Raw genomic sequence first — 15339 nt, forward strand, 5'->3', positions numbered from 1 at the left:
CTGCTCACATTATCTGCCAGCGGGAGTGGCGTCAGCGTGGCACCCGGATGGAGCCGTCCGCGATCCCTTCGGCGATATTTGAGAGCATGACGGCGTAGCGGTGCAGGCCGGGGAAGCGACCGGCGTTTCTCTCGATCTCTTCGCCGTATCCGGCATCGAGCAGCGCCTTGAAGTCCGGCATCACGTCGAACATGCCGCCGAGCAGATCGATATCGGAAGCACCGATCAGCAGCAGGGCATTCGCATGGGCGTCGAGGCGTTTCATCGTCTCCAGCATTTCGGTTTTGGTCATCGCACCCTTTCCGCTTGCGTGGTGTCATCGCCTATTATGCGCTGGCCCTGTTCGCGAAAACCTTCCTTTCTGACGACCTCGCGGGCGGGCCATGACGACAACGCATTTCTGCGGCCCGCCGCTTGTCAGAACTGTTCTGGAAACCTGCTTCGCAAAAGCGCTTGCCGGCTACGGGTTTGGAGAGCCCATTGGCACGGAGCGTGAGCACAACGCCCCGTTTGCAAGCAGCGCCGGATGATGGCGAGCACACTGGCAGATAATTCGAGCAGGACGCTCCCCGCCAGTGGCAGAAAGCGTGAGCAGGAAATCAGGCTGTTTGCGAGCACACGCCGCTATGATTGCAAGCGCCTACAGCTAGGCAGCAAGGGAAGGGCGGGCCTCGTCGCGCAACCCCAATAGCGTCTCGCCGATCGCGCGGCCTAACAGCGGCGGAACGGCGTTGCCGACCTGAACAAAGCCCTCGGTCTTACTACCCTCGAAGGTGAACCAGTCGGGGAATGACTGAAAGCGCGCAGCTTCGCGTACAGTCAAGGAACGGTCCTGGTCGGGGTGAATATACGCACCCCAATGAATGTCGCACTTGGTCAGGATCGTGGACGAAAGCCCCTCCCAATCGAGCCGGCCGTATCGCTTGGTGTGGTCGCACCGGCGCGCCGCCTTCATGCCGCGCGGCAATAGATCGACAGGAATGTCGCGCCAGCTCCCGCCGCGCGGAATATGGCGCATCCGCTCCTCGTTGATGCGAGCGAGCTTGGGCGCTGCATGGTTACGCACGCCGGGAGAGTCGCGGCGCAGCTCCTTCTGGTAGCCAGACTTTGCGACCGTTCGATAGGCATCACTCGTCCAACCCTGCCCGTTGGCGAGCTTGGGCAGGTCGGAGATTGCGTCGGCAACCGTCGTATAGGGAAGCAGGCCGGGGCCATGCGTCGCCTCGGGGAACGTGATCGGCTCGCCAGTGCGGTTGCCGATGAACACGACGCGCCGCCGTTCCTGCGGAACGCCATACTGCTCGGCCTTCAAAACTCGGAAATCGACCTGATAGCCGAGCTTGTTGAAGCCGCTTAGGATTGCCTGAACCGCTGCACCCTGCCCAGCCGACAGAATGCCCATCACGTTTTCCATGATGACCCAGCGCGGCGATAGTGTCTCTACGATGCGTAGATACTCGCGGAAGAGGAAGCTGCGCTCATCGTGCATCCCTCGCTGGTGATTATATACGCTGTATGCCTGGCACGGGGGACCGCCTGCCAAAACGTCAAGCTGCCCCGGCTTAAGCCGGGCCGCTGACATAAAATCCTCGGACGAAATATCTTGGATCGGCCCGCCCAAAAACCGTGCTTCGCGGTGCGTGGCGGCATAGGTCGCACCCGCGCATTCGTCGTAGTCATTGCCTGCGAGCACATGGAAACCTGCCTGACGCAAGCCTTCGGAAAGGCCCCCCGCGCCACAGAACAGATCAATCGCGGTGAGTTCCTGGTTCATCGCCTGCCAGCCTTCGCAGTGGTGAGAGGAAGGTTGCTTTGCGGGCCGGCGTGGCGCTCCAGATATTCGACGATCGCCATTCTAGCGACCCACGAATGCGAGACCTGCCGGTCCTCGGCGAAACGCCGCAAAGCGGCGTCCTCCTTCGGTGTAAGGTTTACGGTGACGCGCTGGATTTTCTCGGCCACGCCTACCCTCGTTCGTCGTCCGTTCGGAGTGCGTATAGGCAAACCTGCATAGCTGCAAGATGCTTCATTCTGCTGCATTCCGACGCAAACCGATGCAGTGAGTGCGTTCAAAGCTGGATTAGCTTCCAGCATCTGTAACTGCCCCCTTGCCCTATGTGTTCCCTTTGTGTTCTCATTGCTGTCACTATGCAAGTAACTCCCGAATCCGTGTCCGCAGCTATCCGCTCCGCTCCCGCGTTCGCCCGCTTGGGCTTGTCGATGCGGGATGCCAGCTATCGTGAGCGCGCGGTCGAAGCGTTGGCCTTCGCCATAGTCGAGGACCTAGAACTGCCTCAGCCCGATTTTGACGGACGCCAGATGACGCTCCCGCTTTGATGTGGAGGCCATCGGCCTAGAACCAATCGGTCATCCCAGCCCCATGCTCCGATCGCCTTTAGCGAGTGCTGGCTTCTCGATCTGCCGCTCGATCGCGGGCGCGGCGCGCTCGGGCGCAAGCGCCGTCGCGCGCTCGCCGGTCCTGGTCTCGATCGCGTTCGCCAGCCCCTCGCGACTGTCGGTGTAGAGCGCCGCGCCCTTCCTGGCCCGGCTGATCGCGACATAGGCGGTCTTCGCGTCTACCGTGTTCGCCCGGAAGCTCTCAAGGTGCGTCATCGACCGGTCGGCCGTCGCGCCCTGGCTGCCGTGCACCGTGCCTACCCAGCCGTGGCGAACATGCTGGTCGCGGGCCTGGTCGAGCTGCATGACGTGCTCGCGCCCGCGCGCGTCCCTCACGGTCATGGTGCGGGCCTCGGCGTCAATTGCCTTCACGGTCGCGGTCGCGCCGTTGATCCGCCCGGCCTCGCGGTCGTTGCGGGTGAACTGCACCCGGTCACCCTTCGCGAACTCCCTTTGCCGTTCGGCGAACGCCTCCGCCTGGCCCCGGCCCCATTTGTCGAGTTTCCAGTCGATCGCCCGGCCCTCGCGGTCGCGTAGCTCGATGCGGTTCGCCGCGGCGTCCACCTTGGCGACACGATAGGCCTCACCCTTCTCAATCCCCTGGCGCTCATAGCCGCGCCGGAACGTCACCACGTCGCCGGCCTCGTAGCCGCGTGCGTGCCGCGCCTCCTCGCGGGTGAGGCCCCGGCTTTCCAGCGTCGCCGCGCTCACCTGGTGCTCGCCGATCGTGCCGTCGCGGCGAAGCTCCGCGCGGATGGCCTGCGTCAACAGCTCGCGCCCGTCGCGCGTGGTGTCCATGACAAGGGTGCGGTCGCGTTCCCTGGGGGTGAGCTGGGCGAAGTCGCGCGCCATGACCGCGCGCCGATCGCCCGCGTCCGCAATCTCCGTCACCTTGCCACCGCCCCGGTCCAGCGCCTCCAACGCGCGCCGGCCATCGCCGGCGATGGTGGCCTGCACGGCCTCACGAGTAAGCTCGTTCTCCTGCCGAACGATCCGGTCGAGCGCGAACGTCCTCATGCCGGCGTCCTGCAACTGCCCGAATGCGCGGCCCGCCTCCACGCTGCCGAGCTGCTTCACGTCGCCTACCAGCACGACGCGCGCGCCCGACCGCTCGGCAAGGCTCAATACCTTCGCCATGTCGCGCGCGCTCACCATCGACGCCTCATCGACTATCCACGTCTCTCGGCCCCGGCTCGCCTCCACGACAAGCGTCTCACCGCCCAACACGGCCTTCGCGACCGTCGCCCCCTCCGCGCCGATCGCATCGCCCAACAGCGAAGCGGCCTGCGCGGTCGGCGCGAACGCGCGGACCTGGTAGCCTGCGGACCTCATGCCCTCGGCGTAAGTGGCGAGCACGGTGGTCGTCTTGGCCGTGCCGGCGTATCCCTGCACGCCCGTTACGCGGTCGGTGCCGGTCAACAGCCCGGTCGCAGCCTCGCGCTGCCCGTCTGTCCAGCGATGCCCCCGCGCCTCGGCGAAGAACGCCGTGGTGGTCACGGCGCGCGCGGCGTCCTGTTTCTCCATCGGCGCCAGCGCCCGGTCACGCCCGGCGTCCTCGATCGCCAACATCCGGCGCTCGGTCGATACCGCCTCGCGGGTGGTGAACCCCCTGGCTCCGCCTCCGCGCTCGCGCGCGACCAGCTCGCCGGTCGCCTCGGCGCGCCTAACCGCGGTCGCGACCTCGGCCGCGGTCGCGCGCCCGCCCGCCTGCTCCACGGCGCGCGCCTCCAAGGCCGCCGCAGAAAACACCGCGTCGCGCTCGGACAAGTGCCGCGCCGCGGCTCCTACCGCCAGCGTCGCCGCGGCCTGGCGCTGCCCCTGCTCCGCCAGCCCGAACGGACGTTCCGGGGTGGCCTGGCGCTCGGCCTGCGCGACAAGCGCGCGGCGCTCGTTCTCGCCGAACCCTGCGGCCTCGGCCTGGTCGCGCCATGTGGGAACGAGCTGCTCGCGGGCGATGTGCTCCTTCGCCTCGCGGGTGGCGAGCGTGATGGTCGCCTTCTCGGCCGCAGTCGCGTCGGCGCGGGTCTTACCGCGCTCGGCAAGCGCCTCCTCCACCTTGTTCCCGCGCGCGCTAAACTCGCGGATCGCGGCCTCGGGAACGCCCGCCAGCTCGAACGTGCCGCTCTTGCCCTCCACGATGCCGTAGCCGAGCTGGCGCGCCTCACCCGCCAAGGCTTGCCGGTAGATGCTGCCCGCATCCTTGTAGATGCGGAAGAATGACAGGCTCTCGACGCTCCGCCAATTGCCCGCCTTGTCCTGGGTGGCGTTCAGGATGACGCTATGGGTGTGAAGCTGCGGGTCCTGGGCGCGGCTGGTGTTATGGCGGAACGTCGCGACCGCGAGATTGCCGGTTTCGACGGTGCGGACCTGGCCTCCGGTCCTCGCACGCGTCGCCGCGCCGTGGCGCTCGATATAGTCGAGCGCGACCTTCACCGCCCTGTCGTGTGCGCCAATCAAGCGCCGGTCGCCCGCGACCTCGGCCATGATCGACACCGACTTGGGCGCGGAAAAGGTCATGTCCCATCCCGGCCGATGCTCGCGCTCACCGTTCCTGACGGTGCCGAGCCGGTCGCCGCTCGGTAGCACCCCCTCAAGTCCGCGCGCAAAGGTCGCGCGGTCCACCTCGCCGTCCAGCCCCAAAGCCTTCGCGCCCTCGCCAAACCACGCGCTCGGGGACTCGCCGCCCTCGGTGTAATAGTCGTCCGCCTCATAGTAGCTCGCGGCCTGCGCGGCGCTTTTGAGCGAGGCGACGGAAGCGACCACCTAAAGCGCGCCGCCTGCCGTCCGGTCGCGCTCCGCGCCGGCAGGCGGCGTCGTGGGCGGTGCCGGCTGCGCCGTCATGGGAACGGTAGCCTCCGCTATGTCGGTCCGCTCCATGTGTGTCCGGCCGATCGTCACGCGCGCGATCGGCAAACCGGACAAGCGAAGGAAGCCGGTCAACGCGGGCAAGTGGCCGATCTCGCTGTCGAGCACGATCGGCTTGGTTTGCCGCATGGTCGATAGCGAACCCTTGTCGGTCCATGCATCGCTGTCGAGCGAGGCGCTGGAACGGTGCTCCTCCACCTCCGAACGGCCCAGCAGCTCGGTCGCCCATTTGGTCGACTCCGGGTCGCCCAGCCGCATGATAAGCTGGGTGCCAGCCTGTCCCACGATCGTACCGGCCTCATGCTGGCCGTAGGTGCTGCGAAGCTGGCCGATCGCCTGGAAGGCGATAACGCACGCCGCTCCGAACTTGCGCCCCTCGGGTAGCAGGGTGAGCAGCCCGCTCGCGCGGGGGAGCGCGGGAAGCTCGTCCAGCACCAGCCACGCGCGCGGCGCGCCCTTGGTAGGCCGGTCGAGGATCGCCGCCACGGCGCAATCCAGCCAACACCCTAGCAGCGGGCGCGCGGCGGCGAAGTTGCGCTTGCGCGACGCGAGGAAGATCCACGGTTTCGCGCCCTCGATACCGGGAAGGGCGGCATAGAAGTCATCGAAGCTGACGGTCGGCCCGTTGCCGGGCGCGGCCTTCATGGTGCCGACGATCTTCGCCGCTTCCGCCAGACAGAACAGCACGCTCGCGGTCGCCTTTTCAGCGTCCTTCTGAAACACGCGCGCGGCCTCGGTGCCGCGGGTCAGCTCCGCCAGCTCGTCCGGCGTCATGTCACGAAGCGCGCGGGTCAGCTCGGGGACGTTGCCGCGCCCCTGCTCCCACAAGCGCCGGATAACGGCCGCGACGACGATGCGCGCCTGGTCGTACCAAACATCGTCACCGGAAGCGGTCGAGCCGCCCGGCTTGGCGACGATAAAGCCCGCCAGCCGGTCGGCGTCCGATGCCGACCGCACATCGCTGAACGGGTTCCAGTAGGCGCAGCGCGCGTCGAACGGATTGAGGATCAGGTCGCCGCGCTCGGGCCGATAGTAGCGCGCGACATAGCCCCCATCCACGTCATGCACGAAAGCGTGCTGGCCGCGCCGCTCCACCTGGTCGAGCAACGCCCATATCGCGGTCGTCTTGCCGGTGCCGGTCGCGCCCGCGAACAGGAAGTGCCGCGCCTCCTCGGCCTCCGGCACGGGCACGCCCCCGATCGTCACCGGCCGATCGGCCGTGCCGATCGGTACCATGCGCGCCAGCGTCGCCGCGTCCACCCGCTCCGCCCCGCGAACGGTGCGGTCGCGCCCTGCCCGCTCTCCTTCCTCCGCCCATTTGCGCCTGCGCCAGCGATAAAGCGGCACGCCGATCGCGACGCCGCATAGGAGCGCGAAGAACACCATGCGCCACAGGAGGCGCTTGAAGCCCCGCGTGGCGGGGCTGCGGGGGTCGAGAATGTCGTCGCGCATGGCGACACGCATCCGCGCCTCGGCAGTGGCGAGGTTGCGCCCGAACGGGTCCAGCAGCTCGCGCCCTTGCGTCCTCACGTAAAGCACCGCGCCGCGCCGGGTGAGGTCGGGCGCGGTCGTCCATCCCGCGAACGCGCCCACGCCCGCGCATAGTAGGAACAGGATTGCCGCCACCTGCGCGCGCGCATTTACCCCCGCCCAATGCCGGTTCCTGCTCGCCTGGCCGCGGGAGAGGAGTTCGGCGCGGGTCGCCATATGGCTACTCTCCGCCTTCGCTTTCGGCATCATCCTTGATGCTCTGAACAAGGTGGAAGCCGATGCGCCTCGGTTCGGCTTCCTTGGCTGGCACCGCCGTCAAAAGAACGCTCATTTGGGTGTAATGCTGTAGCAACTGCATGGGCTTTCCATGCTCATTGTTGCCGTAGAAAATTAGCATATCCGGCCCCCAATAGCCTACATCGTCAATGTGCATGACGCTGGCGTCGGGAGTGGCGACAAGGCGAAGGCCGATCTCCTCATCGGGTTCTAGGTCGGTCTCGAACTTCTCGATCTGGCGCGCAATGCGCTCGAACGCCCACTTGGCCGGAATGATCGGGTCCAGCTTTGGAAGCTGCGGAACCTCGACACGCGGCATTGCGAGGGACGGTATTTTGAACGGGTCGGTTCGCATAATCTCTCCTGCTTAACCCTCGCGTGCCTTGGCGAGCTGCCGGTCAAATATCCGCTGCGCGTCGCGCGTGATCCCGGCCATGTGCTCGTCGCCCTGCCCCGGTCCCGCCAGCGCCGCGGCGTAGGCCGCGCCGGCCGCGTAGAGAGTTCGCTGGGTCAGCCGGTCGGCAAGCTCGGCACGGACGGTCAACCGTTCCACCGCCTCGCGCAACGCCTCCACCTCGCCAACCGATACGCTCGCAGGCGGTGCGGTATCGTGCCGTACCGGCTCCGCGCCTCTGCCCCCGACAAGCGCCGCGATGCCAAGTTCAAGCGCGCGAACGGTCGCCTGGTACAGCGGCAAGCCCACGTCCGCGGCGTAGCTTTTCAGCGCCGCGGCCTGGGTATCCGTCACGCGGGCCGTCAACATCACGCGGGGCAAGTGGTCCTCCCGTCCGTATGCGGTGAGACTACGCAAAATGAAGCGGCTGTATAGACCCCGTTGACAGTGACTTGGCCTTGTGGCGCAATGTCCTTCCTGGTCGATGCGACCACGCATCGACTGCGCTCTGGGGGGTGCACGCGTGCGTAGGGTGTGGACTAAACTGAGCGAGGCAAAGCCTCGCCCCTTCTGCCCTTCTTCCTTCTTCTTGGCGGGTGGATCGTGGCACTGAGCGGCTTCGCGTCCGGCGCACTGGTGGCGGCTCCGATCGCCGCGGTGCTGACCTGGCTTGCGGTGTCCTGGCAACAGCACGTCGATGTGCGGGTCGAGCGCGACACGGCCGTTGTCCGCGCCGATCGCGCCGCGTTCAACGCCGGGTTCGATCGCGACTGGTCGGTCGCGACGGGACAAGCCCGGCCTGCCTGCGACCCTGAAATCTCGGCTGAACTGGCGCGGCTCCGCAAGCGCGCGACCGAACTGGAAGCGAAGCTCGCCGGGTCAAGCGACACCCTCGCGCGCGACGCGACCGAGCTGCGGAACCTGATGGTGGAGGAACGGCGATGATCCTGCGTGTGCTGCTCACCCCTGCTCTGGTTGCCGTCACGCTGTCCGGCTGCAATTCGGGCGGCGCGTCGGTGTCCGGCTCCGGGTCGGAAAGCGCCGGGTCCAGCTCGGGCACGTCCAGCCTGTGGGAACGGGTTAAGAGCCTCGGGTTCGAGACGGGCAAGACCTACGAAATGCCGGCGCTGGGCCTGATGGCCGATGCGTTTCTAGCCGACTGGAACGCGCGCGATCTGCCGGTCGATCTCGGCCTTATTCTCCTTCAGGCACGCGACGGCCGGCGTCCGCCGATGAACCAGGCGATTGCGGCACTGGTCGAGCCGACACGCAAGGAATACCGCGAAACTCCGCCGGCCGCGCGCGACAAGGAATCACCGCTCGATGCCGACCATCGGCTCTACACCCTGCCGATCGTCGTCGCGATGCAGCCCCGCAAAGGTTGGGAAGTCTACGCGATAGACGATCGCGTCACCGATCCCCGCTTCGATACCCCGTTCTTCCGGGCGCACCGCGCTCCGCCCCGCTACGACGAAGAACTGCACCTCCGCTACATGGAGATGCTGGCGGCTTCGGCAATCTACACCAACACCGTGTTCGGGCTGATCGACAAGGAACTGGGCACGTCGCGTCTCGCCGATCCCGACGAAGCGCAACGGCGGGTGCTCGCTGCCTTTCAGGCGATCCCGGCCACGACGCTGAAAGCCGCGCTCGATGACGCTTCGCGCCAAGTCGTCGGCGGCTCGTTCTCCACGGACCTGACCGGCTCGGGCAATATCCATTTCACGCATAGCCCAGCCGGCGATTTCGTTGCCGATCCCCGCGGCCTCACCTGGACAAAGGCGGGCGGCGTCTGGTTCGGCGATGGTCGGATCAGCGGGCAATCCATCAACCTGCGGCTCGCTTCCACCGCCTCGCTGTCGCAACGGCAAGCGGCATCGGGCACGCAAGGCACAAACGCCGATGCCAAGGTCGAAGGCTCCGGCAGCGTCGGGCCGGGCCGGTGAACTGGCTCAATCCCTGGGTTTCGCGCGCGGGCGTCGTGTCGCGGGTCGGGATAACCCCTCCCTCCCTGCCGGGTGGTCCATGCATCACGCGCTTCCGGCTCGATGGTCACGCCATGCATTACCTCGGCAAGCCCGTGCTGCTCTGCGACGGTGATCGTGCGATTGTCGTGGGCTGGCAGCACAAGGGAGAGCTGCACGCCTGCTTTCTAGCCGTACCCGATTGGGGCTGGTATTACCGTCGTCACTCGGCCGTGTCGGATTTTGTTGGCGGTATCCTGCTGCTGTTTCTAGCCGCTCTGCTGCTCGTTAAGGTTGCGGTTCTCCCCGGCGTTCTGCTGGCAGGTATCGCCGCCATGCCGATTTTTCATGCCGTGGCTTGGCTGGAAGGCGAGCGATTGATGCGCCGCGTTACGCTTGCGTCCTACCAGCCCCGGCTGGGATCGTAGCTGCTGCTGCTCGACGCATGATCCCAACGGGTCGAACTGCTATCGGAGAACGCTTGGCTGGCCTGATCGTCATGCCAGCGGTGAAGGTCGGTTCCGAAGGGGTTCCCCTGCACGTCGACCCCGGCAATGCCGCTACCGATCATCGGCAAGCCGGTCGCCGGGTTTACTTGGGGAATGTCATCGCCTCCGGTGCGGTCGGCAAAGGCCTCGCCTTCACCCCATTCTATGCGGGAGAACCATTCCCCTATCCGACCGAAAATGCCCATCTGCACCTCCGCTGCGTCCCAGGCCATCAAGCCGGACCTGCCTCTAACCTTTAGCGATGGTTTTAAGGTCGATCTTCTCCTGCTTAAAACCCCAAAAAACATAAGCTCACGCGAAGCGTGAGAGCGATTCCAAGATTCAAGGGATTCTAAGGATTCATGCGCTCTTAAGCTACTGAATAGGCACGGATAAAAGCCGTCTATGCGAGTAATGGGGCGGCTCTATGCGAGAAACGGGGCGGTTTGTTGCGAGCAATGGGGCGTCTCTATGCGAGGGATAGGGCGGTCGTGCGAGTGGACTTTGCGTGTCGCCTCGCATAGCCTTCGCGCATTATGGCGATCGATGAATCAGTAGGTCGGACTATGAAGGCGGCGCATATGGCGCGGTCGGAAGGTCGCCGCGTCATCATCAAAGCTGGGGAGCTGATCGAGGCTCGGTTCGCTCGCGGCGTCTCCCCTTCCCTCGCTGCGCGCAAGGTGCTGGCGCTGCTGATTGAGAAGGCGAGTGGGAACGCCTGGCAACCGGGCGCGCATACCATCACGAAAAAGGAACTTCGCGGCTCTCACGAAAGCAACGATCGGCTGAACGACACGCTCGATGAACTGATGGCCGTACATTTTAAGATGCCTACGATTTCGGGCCGCGGGCGCGATGCGGTCCTGACCGCGGCGCTGATCGCCTGGAACATCGAAGAAACCGATGACGACGGGCTATCAACGGTCGAATGGGAGTTTTCCGAACCTGCCCGTCAGATGCTTCAAGGGTCGGACTATTACGCCCGTCTCAATCGGGCGGCGTTGCTCGCGCTGCAAAGCAAATACTCCGTCACGATATTCGAGATTGGATGTCTGCTCATTGGACGGCACGATCGAACTTGGCGCGGCGGATTGGACGATCTGCGGGAAAAGCTGGGCGTGCCTCATTCCGCCTTACGCAATTTCGCCGATTTTCGGCGCTTCGTGCTCAAGCCCGCAAAAGTCGAAATCGACCAGCTCGCACATTTCACGTTCGATTGGGAGGAGAAGCGCGCTCCCGGTCGGGGACGAAGGATTGCCGAGGTCGAGCTGTGCTTTACCCCTAAGAGGTCGGCCGCGATCAATGCCGCGGCCGATGAAGTTGAGCGCCCCAAGGTCGGCCGTCGATCGCGGCGGGATGGGACCGTCGAGCATCTACGGGTGGTCGAGTCCGGCAAGGCGCTACCTGCCCCCTCTACCTTTCCGACCGGCTCCCTGTCCTACGGGGATCGGGAAGCCGCCTTTGCTGGCGTCGCGCGTGCCTACGGCGGCGGCTGGGACAAGGATTTGATCGCAGAGGCTTACCGGACTCACATGGGCGACAAGCTCGATACACTGACAGGCACGGCCCTGCTTTCGTCATGGGAAGGTTTTTGCAAAAGCTACGCGTCACGTCGCCCAAAGCCGTAGGCGCGTATGCACGTAGTCTCGTGTGCGTGCCTACCGTTCTCCGAACGGGTGCCGGTCATATTGCCGCATCAACAGGTCGATGGCTTCGCCCAAGAGCGCCTGCACGGTCTTGTCCTGTTCCACCGCAAGCATATTCAGCCCTCGGCTAAGCTCCGGGCTAAAATGCCCGCTGATAACGCGTTTGCCTTGCCGTGATGGTCGCGCTCCGGACGGCTTCGCCGGTTCCGCTATTATTTGCGAAGTGGGTTGCGCGGTGGCTCCTACCGCTTTCAATCCAGAAAACTTGCCGCTCATGCCGCTGCTTTCCCCTTTGTGGTTCGCTTGCGTGTATGCACGCCTACCTGGCTACGCGCCCACGTCCATACGCTTTCCGCCTCGGCGGCGGCTTTACCGCCCGGTTCAAGCTCGGCTGCGACTTTTCCGGCTCCGGTACTATGATGGTAAATCGCGCGCTGCGTCAGCATGGCGGGCGCTACAGGTAGACCTAGACGCTCCACGAGCTCGCTCGCTTCTCTGTAGGTGACTGGCGCTCTCGTCGGTCCTCCGACCCAAATAACGAATGTCGGCTTGCCGCTGGCCTTCGCCAGCTCGGCCGTCATTTTGATAGCGTCGAGGTCGAACGCTTGAGGTCGGCAGGGTATCAGGATCAGGTCGGCCGCTTTTCCAGCTTCGCGCGCCATAATGTCAGCGTGGGGCGGGGTGTCGATGATCGCGACCTCGGCCCCAAGCTCGGCTGCCCCCGATAACTTGCGCGGCAACAGGGCAGGAGAGCCGCAATCTATCACCTCGGGCGCGCCGATGCCTGCCAGCTCCCGCCAGTGCGACCAACTCGACGCGGTAGCCTGCGGGTCGGCGTCGAGCACAAGTGCCTCCAGCCCCGATGCTGACGCTGCGGCGGCAAGGTGGATGGCGAGGGTGGTCTTGCCAGCTCCGCCCTTCTGGCTGATTATCGCTATGGTGTGCACACGCATCCTCGTACTCGTGGATGCGTGCATACACGCACACAGGTAGGCTGTCATGTTTATAATGTTTGGTCATCTGCCGCGCCGTAGACATAAGCGCAGTCGAGCAGGACGTGCCAGCTTACGGCTTAGAAAGCCGCGATATCGTTGCCTGGCTGACGTTGAATAGGGCGGCGACGGTCCGTTGCGTGTCGCCAGCGTCGAGCTTTCGCAATGCCTCTGCCTGCTGGTGAGGAGTGAGGGCGGTTTTGCGCCCGAACTTGACTCCCCTTGCCTTAGCCTGGGTCCGTCCTGCGGCGGTGCGCTCGGTGATCCGCGCGCGTTCCCAGCTCGCCGCGATCCCAAGTACGGCTATAATTACTTCGGCGAACTGCGACGTGGTATCGACCATCGGCTCGGCGATCGAGCGGAAGCCTGCGCCGGCTTCCTTCACCGCGTGGAGGATGTTCAACAGGTCTCGGGTGTTGCGGGCCAGCCGGTCTGTCGCTGTAACTATCAACACGTCGCCGGGATCAAGCGCGGCGATCGTGCGCCTGAGCTGGGGACGCTCGGTCAACGCGCCGCTGATTTTCTCGCGATAGATTTTGGTGCAGCCCGCCGCTTCAAGCTGAGCAAGCTGCTGGGCCAAGTCCTGGCCGGTGGTCGAGACGCGGGCATAGCCGTAGATCACGGTTGGAATTGTGCATCAGATTTGTGCATCAGGAAAGGGGCCAGATTTCCAACATTTCCGATGTGATGCAAAACCTTTGATTTATGCATCGGCGTGGTAGGGTCGAGCGATGATCCGCTACGCTCCGAAACTCAATCTGGCCTTCTGATGGCGAAGCTGCCCGGGGAGGCGATCGAGGTCATTAATCGCAACGCCTTGGTCAGCCTGGCGCTGACTAGAGGCTATATTGCGTTCTTGCCCGTCTATGACGGTGGGGTCGATTTCATCCTCTACAATGAATCGACTAACGACGTTCAAAAGGTCCAGCTCAAGAGCCGGTGGACGATAGACACCAAATATCAGGGCAGGGGCATCGTCGTCGCGTTCCCCGATCGCGGCTGCTGGTATCTCGTGCCGCATGACGAGCTGGTCCGCATGGCCGATGGTTATGGCTTCACGGCGCAAACCTCGTGGACGAAGCCGGGAGGCGCCTACAGCTACGCTCCGTTGAGCAAGCGCATGGTCGAGGATTTGAAGCCTTATCGTTTCGAGCGACTAGAAGTGGTGACGGAACGCGCTGCCGTTGAGGCAAGCGAATGAGGGGCGGGGGGCCTGCGGCTCCTGCTAGGACGCAGGCCCCGGCGGACCTAAGAAGTTACGGATAGCGCGTTCGGTCGCCTCGGCATTCTTTATGCCGCACTCCCATAGCTCCAGCACATTCCAGCCGGTGCGCTCCAGCTCTACGCGAGCGGCGTCGTCACGGGCGATATTGCGGGCGATTTTCGCCTCCCAATAGACCTCGTTGCTTCTCGGGGTGTGAGCCGCCCTGCATGACGGGTCCGCATGGCGATGCCAAAAACAACCGTGAACGAAGATGATCTTGCGGCGGGCCGGGAACACCAAATCCGGCGTGCCTGGTAGATCGCGCCGGTGAAGCCGAAAGCGGTATCCCAAGCGGTGCGCTATACGGCGCACCGCCATTTCCGGCTTCATCCCTTTAGACCGGATTCGGCTCATGTTACGTGACCGCGCGGCGGCGTCGATCCTGTCAGCCATTGGCCTTTAACCCTCCGGCACCTAAAGACGGCAAGGGGGTATCAGGTCGCATGGCACTCAAAATTGTCGAGTTCTTCGGTTACAAGCCGCTCGTAAAGCGCGCCCGGCCCTTCGTTGACGATCTGATGTGTCCTTTCACGCGGGCGGCCTGCATCAAGCCGAACCACGGATCATGCTCAGTCCGGCAGTCTCAGGGTGACCCCATCATCTGCTGCCCGAACCGCCTCTATGCCGACGATTACAAGGCACTGCGCGAGATAGCGCAGGAGGTGTTCGGCCCCGAAAGCGACCTCATAACCGCAATGGAAGCCCGCACGATGAAGACGCGCGGAGAGCTGACCGGGAATGAAGTCGTCGCGTTTGGCAAGGGATGGGGCGGAGAGCTACCGTTGCCACGCCCCAAACGCGCTGATGGCAGTCAATCCGGTGCGTACTATGTGGATTGGATTCTTGCCAAGATCGGCAAGGGCGGTTTGTTACAGGAGTTCACAGCCTTAGAAGTTCAGACCATCGATACGACCGGCAGCTACAGGGATCAAGCCGACGCTTTCTTTGCTGGGGAACCGTTCGACGGTTGGAGCAACTCCGGTATGAATTGGGAGAACGTAAACAAGCGCATTCTCCCACAGCTCATCTACAAGGGCCATGTTTTACGGCGCGAAGCGCGATGCTCCAAAGGTTTGTTCTTTATCTGCCCGCAGCAGGTTTATGACAAGATTCGCCACCGCCTCGGCAATACGCTTCACGAATACCCTGTTGGACCTGGCACGATCTCGTTCCGCTCATACGAGCTGGGCGACATTGACCCTGAAACGAAGGTGCGGCCCCTCGTTTTCAACGCCCAATTCACCACCACGGTCGATCAGGTGGCGACGGCGTTCACGTCGCCCATCCATTTGCCAGACAAGGACGTGTACGCCGCCGCTATTAATCTGGCGCTCCGCTAGGTGTAGGCGCTTGCAATCGTAGCGGCGTCTGCTCGCAAACGGAGCGATTTTCTGCTCGGATTATCTGACAATGGGCGGAGCAGTCTGCTCACGCTAATTGCCAATGTGCTCGCCATCATCCGGCGCTGCTCGCAGTCATGGTCGCCTGCTCACATTATCTGCCAGCGGGAGTGGCGTCAGCGTGGCACCCGGATGGAGCCGTCCGCGATCCCTTCGGCGATA

Annotated in this window: 19 protein-coding genes; 7 read left to right on the forward strand and 12 right to left on the reverse strand. The window is 64.3% G+C overall.

Annotation, left to right across the window (positions count from 1 at the left end):
• Nucleotides 1-31: 31 nt before the first annotated feature.
• The 3 genes from HRV97_RS16930 to HRV97_RS16940 all read right to left on the reverse strand — a co-directional run bounded on the left by HRV97_RS16930 (nucleotide 32) and on the right by HRV97_RS16940 (nucleotide 1962).
• Nucleotides 32-292, reverse strand: a complete 261-nt coding sequence (locus tag HRV97_RS16930) for a hypothetical protein (RefSeq protein WP_021320008.1) — start codon at nucleotides 290-292, stop codon at nucleotides 32-34.
• A gap of 354 nt (nucleotides 293-646) precedes the next feature.
• Nucleotides 647-1774, reverse strand: a complete 1128-nt coding sequence (locus HRV97_RS16935; protein ID WP_174195306.1) for a DNA cytosine methyltransferase — start codon at nucleotides 1772-1774, stop codon at nucleotides 647-649.
• Complete coding sequence (locus tag HRV97_RS16940) at nucleotides 1771-1962, reverse strand: ribbon-helix-helix domain-containing protein (protein ID WP_174195307.1); 192 nt, start codon at nucleotides 1960-1962, stop codon at nucleotides 1771-1773. Before HRV97_RS16940 ends, HRV97_RS16935 begins: the two co-directional genes overlap by 4 nt.
• Nucleotides 1963-2148: 186 nt before the next feature.
• On the opposite strand from HRV97_RS16940, the gene HRV97_RS17890 reads away from it, so the two are divergent.
• Nucleotides 2149-2337, forward strand: a complete 189-nt coding sequence (locus HRV97_RS17890; RefSeq protein WP_425505798.1) for a DUF6771 family protein — start codon at nucleotides 2149-2151, stop codon at nucleotides 2335-2337.
• Nucleotides 2338-2367: 30 nt separating this feature from the next.
• Here the strand turns inward: HRV97_RS17890 and mobF are convergent, their stop codons facing one another.
• The 4 genes from mobF to HRV97_RS16960 are packed head-to-tail and all read right to left on the reverse strand — an operon-like array spanning nucleotide 2368 to nucleotide 7777.
• Nucleotides 2368-5160, reverse strand: a complete 2793-nt coding sequence (mobF, locus tag HRV97_RS17830; protein ID WP_174195308.1) for a MobF family relaxase — start codon at nucleotides 5158-5160, stop codon at nucleotides 2368-2370.
• Nucleotides 5161-7002 (reverse strand): type IV secretion system DNA-binding domain-containing protein, encoded by a 1842-nt coding sequence (locus HRV97_RS16950; RefSeq protein WP_174195309.1) that lies wholly within the window; start codon nucleotides 7000-7002, stop codon nucleotides 5161-5163.
• Nucleotides 6974-7384: a DUF6173 family protein gene (locus tag HRV97_RS16955; protein ID WP_174195310.1), complete on the reverse strand. Its 411-nt coding sequence runs from the start codon at nucleotides 7382-7384 to the stop codon at nucleotides 6974-6976. The genes HRV97_RS16950 and HRV97_RS16955 overlap by 29 nt, the downstream gene beginning before the upstream one ends.
• A 12-nt stretch (nucleotides 7385-7396) precedes the next feature.
• Nucleotides 7397-7777, reverse strand: a complete 381-nt coding sequence (locus tag HRV97_RS16960) for a hypothetical protein (RefSeq protein WP_174195311.1) — start codon at nucleotides 7775-7777, stop codon at nucleotides 7397-7399.
• Between the two features lie 249 nt (nucleotides 7778-8026).
• Between HRV97_RS16960 and HRV97_RS16965 the strand changes: the two genes are divergently transcribed.
• The 3 genes from HRV97_RS16965 to HRV97_RS16975 are packed head-to-tail and all read left to right on the forward strand — an operon-like array spanning nucleotide 8027 to nucleotide 9815.
• Nucleotides 8027-8368: a hypothetical protein gene (locus HRV97_RS16965; protein ID WP_174195312.1), complete on the forward strand. Its 342-nt coding sequence runs from the start codon at nucleotides 8027-8029 to the stop codon at nucleotides 8366-8368.
• Entirely contained in the window at nucleotides 8365-9369 is a 1005-nt protein-coding gene (locus tag HRV97_RS16970; protein WP_174195313.1) for a hypothetical protein, read from the forward strand. Before HRV97_RS16965 ends, HRV97_RS16970 begins: the two co-directional genes overlap by 4 nt.
• Complete coding sequence (locus HRV97_RS16975; protein WP_174195314.1) at nucleotides 9366-9815, forward strand: hypothetical protein; 450 nt, start codon at nucleotides 9366-9368, stop codon at nucleotides 9813-9815. Before HRV97_RS16970 ends, HRV97_RS16975 begins: the two co-directional genes overlap by 4 nt.
• Here the strand turns inward: HRV97_RS16975 and HRV97_RS16980 are convergent.
• Nucleotides 9791-10111 carry a hypothetical protein gene (locus HRV97_RS16980; RefSeq protein WP_174195315.1) on the reverse strand — a complete coding sequence of 107 codons (321 nt, stop codon included), beginning with the start codon at nucleotides 10109-10111 and terminating at the stop codon, nucleotides 9791-9793. The genes HRV97_RS16975 and HRV97_RS16980 overlap by 25 nt on opposite strands.
• A 330-nt stretch (nucleotides 10112-10441) precedes the next feature.
• Here HRV97_RS16980 and HRV97_RS16985 point away from each other — a divergent pair, with 330 nt between their 5' ends.
• On the forward strand, nucleotides 10442-11503 hold the full coding sequence (locus tag HRV97_RS16985; RefSeq protein WP_246248840.1) for a replication initiation protein: 1062 nt from the start codon (nucleotides 10442-10444) through the stop codon (nucleotides 11501-11503).
• A 30-nt stretch (nucleotides 11504-11533) separates the two neighbouring features.
• Here HRV97_RS16985 and HRV97_RS16990 read toward each other — a convergent pair whose 3' ends face one another.
• The 3 genes from HRV97_RS16990 to HRV97_RS17000 all read right to left on the reverse strand — a co-directional run bounded on the left by HRV97_RS16990 (nucleotide 11534) and on the right by HRV97_RS17000 (nucleotide 13135).
• Nucleotides 11534-11797: a ribbon-helix-helix domain-containing protein gene (locus HRV97_RS16990; protein ID WP_174195317.1), complete on the reverse strand. Its 264-nt coding sequence runs from the start codon at nucleotides 11795-11797 to the stop codon at nucleotides 11534-11536.
• Nucleotides 11794-12474 carry a ParA family partition ATPase gene (gene parA / locus HRV97_RS16995; RefSeq protein WP_223176930.1) on the reverse strand — a complete coding sequence of 227 codons (681 nt, stop codon included), beginning with the start codon at nucleotides 12472-12474 and terminating at the stop codon, nucleotides 11794-11796. Before parA ends, HRV97_RS16990 begins: the two co-directional genes overlap by 4 nt.
• A gap of 112 nt (nucleotides 12475-12586) precedes the next feature.
• The gene (locus HRV97_RS17000; protein ID WP_174195318.1) at nucleotides 12587-13135 is read right to left on the reverse strand and encodes a recombinase family protein; all 549 of its coding nucleotides are present in this window, start codon (nucleotides 13133-13135) and stop codon (nucleotides 12587-12589) included.
• 147 nt (nucleotides 13136-13282) lie between these two features.
• Here HRV97_RS17000 and HRV97_RS17005 point away from each other — a divergent pair, with 147 nt between their 5' ends.
• Nucleotides 13283-13714 (forward strand): hypothetical protein, encoded by a 432-nt coding sequence (locus HRV97_RS17005; RefSeq protein WP_174195319.1) that lies wholly within the window; start codon nucleotides 13283-13285, stop codon nucleotides 13712-13714.
• A gap of 24 nt (nucleotides 13715-13738) precedes the next feature.
• Here the strand turns inward: HRV97_RS17005 and HRV97_RS17010 are convergent, their stop codons facing one another.
• Nucleotides 13739-14170, reverse strand: a complete 432-nt coding sequence (locus HRV97_RS17010) for a very short patch repair endonuclease (RefSeq protein WP_174195320.1) — start codon at nucleotides 14168-14170, stop codon at nucleotides 13739-13741.
• A 50-nt stretch (nucleotides 14171-14220) separates the two neighbouring features.
• On the opposite strand from HRV97_RS17010, the gene HRV97_RS17015 reads away from it, so the two are divergent.
• A complete protein-coding gene (locus HRV97_RS17015; protein ID WP_174195321.1) occupies nucleotides 14221-15117 on the forward strand; it encodes a NotI family restriction endonuclease in 897 nt (298 codons plus the stop codon).
• Nucleotides 15118-15339 lie beyond the last annotated feature (222 nt).

The sequence above is a fragment of the Sphingomonas hominis genome (assembly GCF_013328205.1).
GTDB classification, from domain to species: Bacteria; Pseudomonadota; Alphaproteobacteria; order Sphingomonadales; family Sphingomonadaceae; genus Sphingomonas; species Sphingomonas hominis.

Excerpts from the sequence above, each read along its gene's own strand:
- HRV97_RS16930 (WP_021320008.1), bottom strand. The coding sequence starts at position 292 with ATGACCAAAACCGAAATGCTGGAGACGATGAAACGCCTCGACGCCCAT.
- HRV97_RS16935 (WP_174195306.1), bottom strand. The coding sequence starts at position 1,774 with ATGAACCAGGAACTCACCGCGATTGATCTGTTCTGTGGCGCGGGGGGC.
- HRV97_RS17890 (WP_425505798.1), top strand. The coding sequence starts at position 2,149 with ATGCAAGTAACTCCCGAATCCGTGTCCGCAGCTATCCGCTCCGCTCCC.
- HRV97_RS16950 (WP_174195309.1), bottom strand. The coding sequence starts at position 7,002 with ATGATGCCGAAAGCGAAGGCGGAGAGTAGCCATATGGCGACCCGCGCC.
- HRV97_RS16955 (WP_174195310.1), bottom strand. The coding sequence starts at position 7,384 with ATGCGAACCGACCCGTTCAAAATACCGTCCCTCGCAATGCCGCGTGTC.
- HRV97_RS16970 (WP_174195313.1), top strand. The coding sequence starts at position 8,365 with ATGATCCTGCGTGTGCTGCTCACCCCTGCTCTGGTTGCCGTCACGCTG.
- HRV97_RS16985 (WP_246248840.1), top strand. The coding sequence starts at position 10,442 with ATGAAGGCGGCGCATATGGCGCGGTCGGAAGGTCGCCGCGTCATCATC.
- HRV97_RS16990 (WP_174195317.1), bottom strand. The coding sequence starts at position 11,797 with ATGAGCGGCAAGTTTTCTGGATTGAAAGCGGTAGGAGCCACCGCGCAA.
- parA (WP_223176930.1), bottom strand. The coding sequence starts at position 12,474 with ATGCGTGTGCACACCATAGCGATAATCAGCCAGAAGGGCGGAGCTGGC.
- HRV97_RS17005 (WP_174195319.1), top strand. The coding sequence starts at position 13,283 with ATGGCGAAGCTGCCCGGGGAGGCGATCGAGGTCATTAATCGCAACGCC.
- HRV97_RS17010 (WP_174195320.1), bottom strand. The coding sequence starts at position 14,170 with ATGGCTGACAGGATCGACGCCGCCGCGCGGTCACGTAACATGAGCCGA.
- HRV97_RS17015 (WP_174195321.1), top strand. The coding sequence starts at position 14,221 with ATGGCACTCAAAATTGTCGAGTTCTTCGGTTACAAGCCGCTCGTAAAG.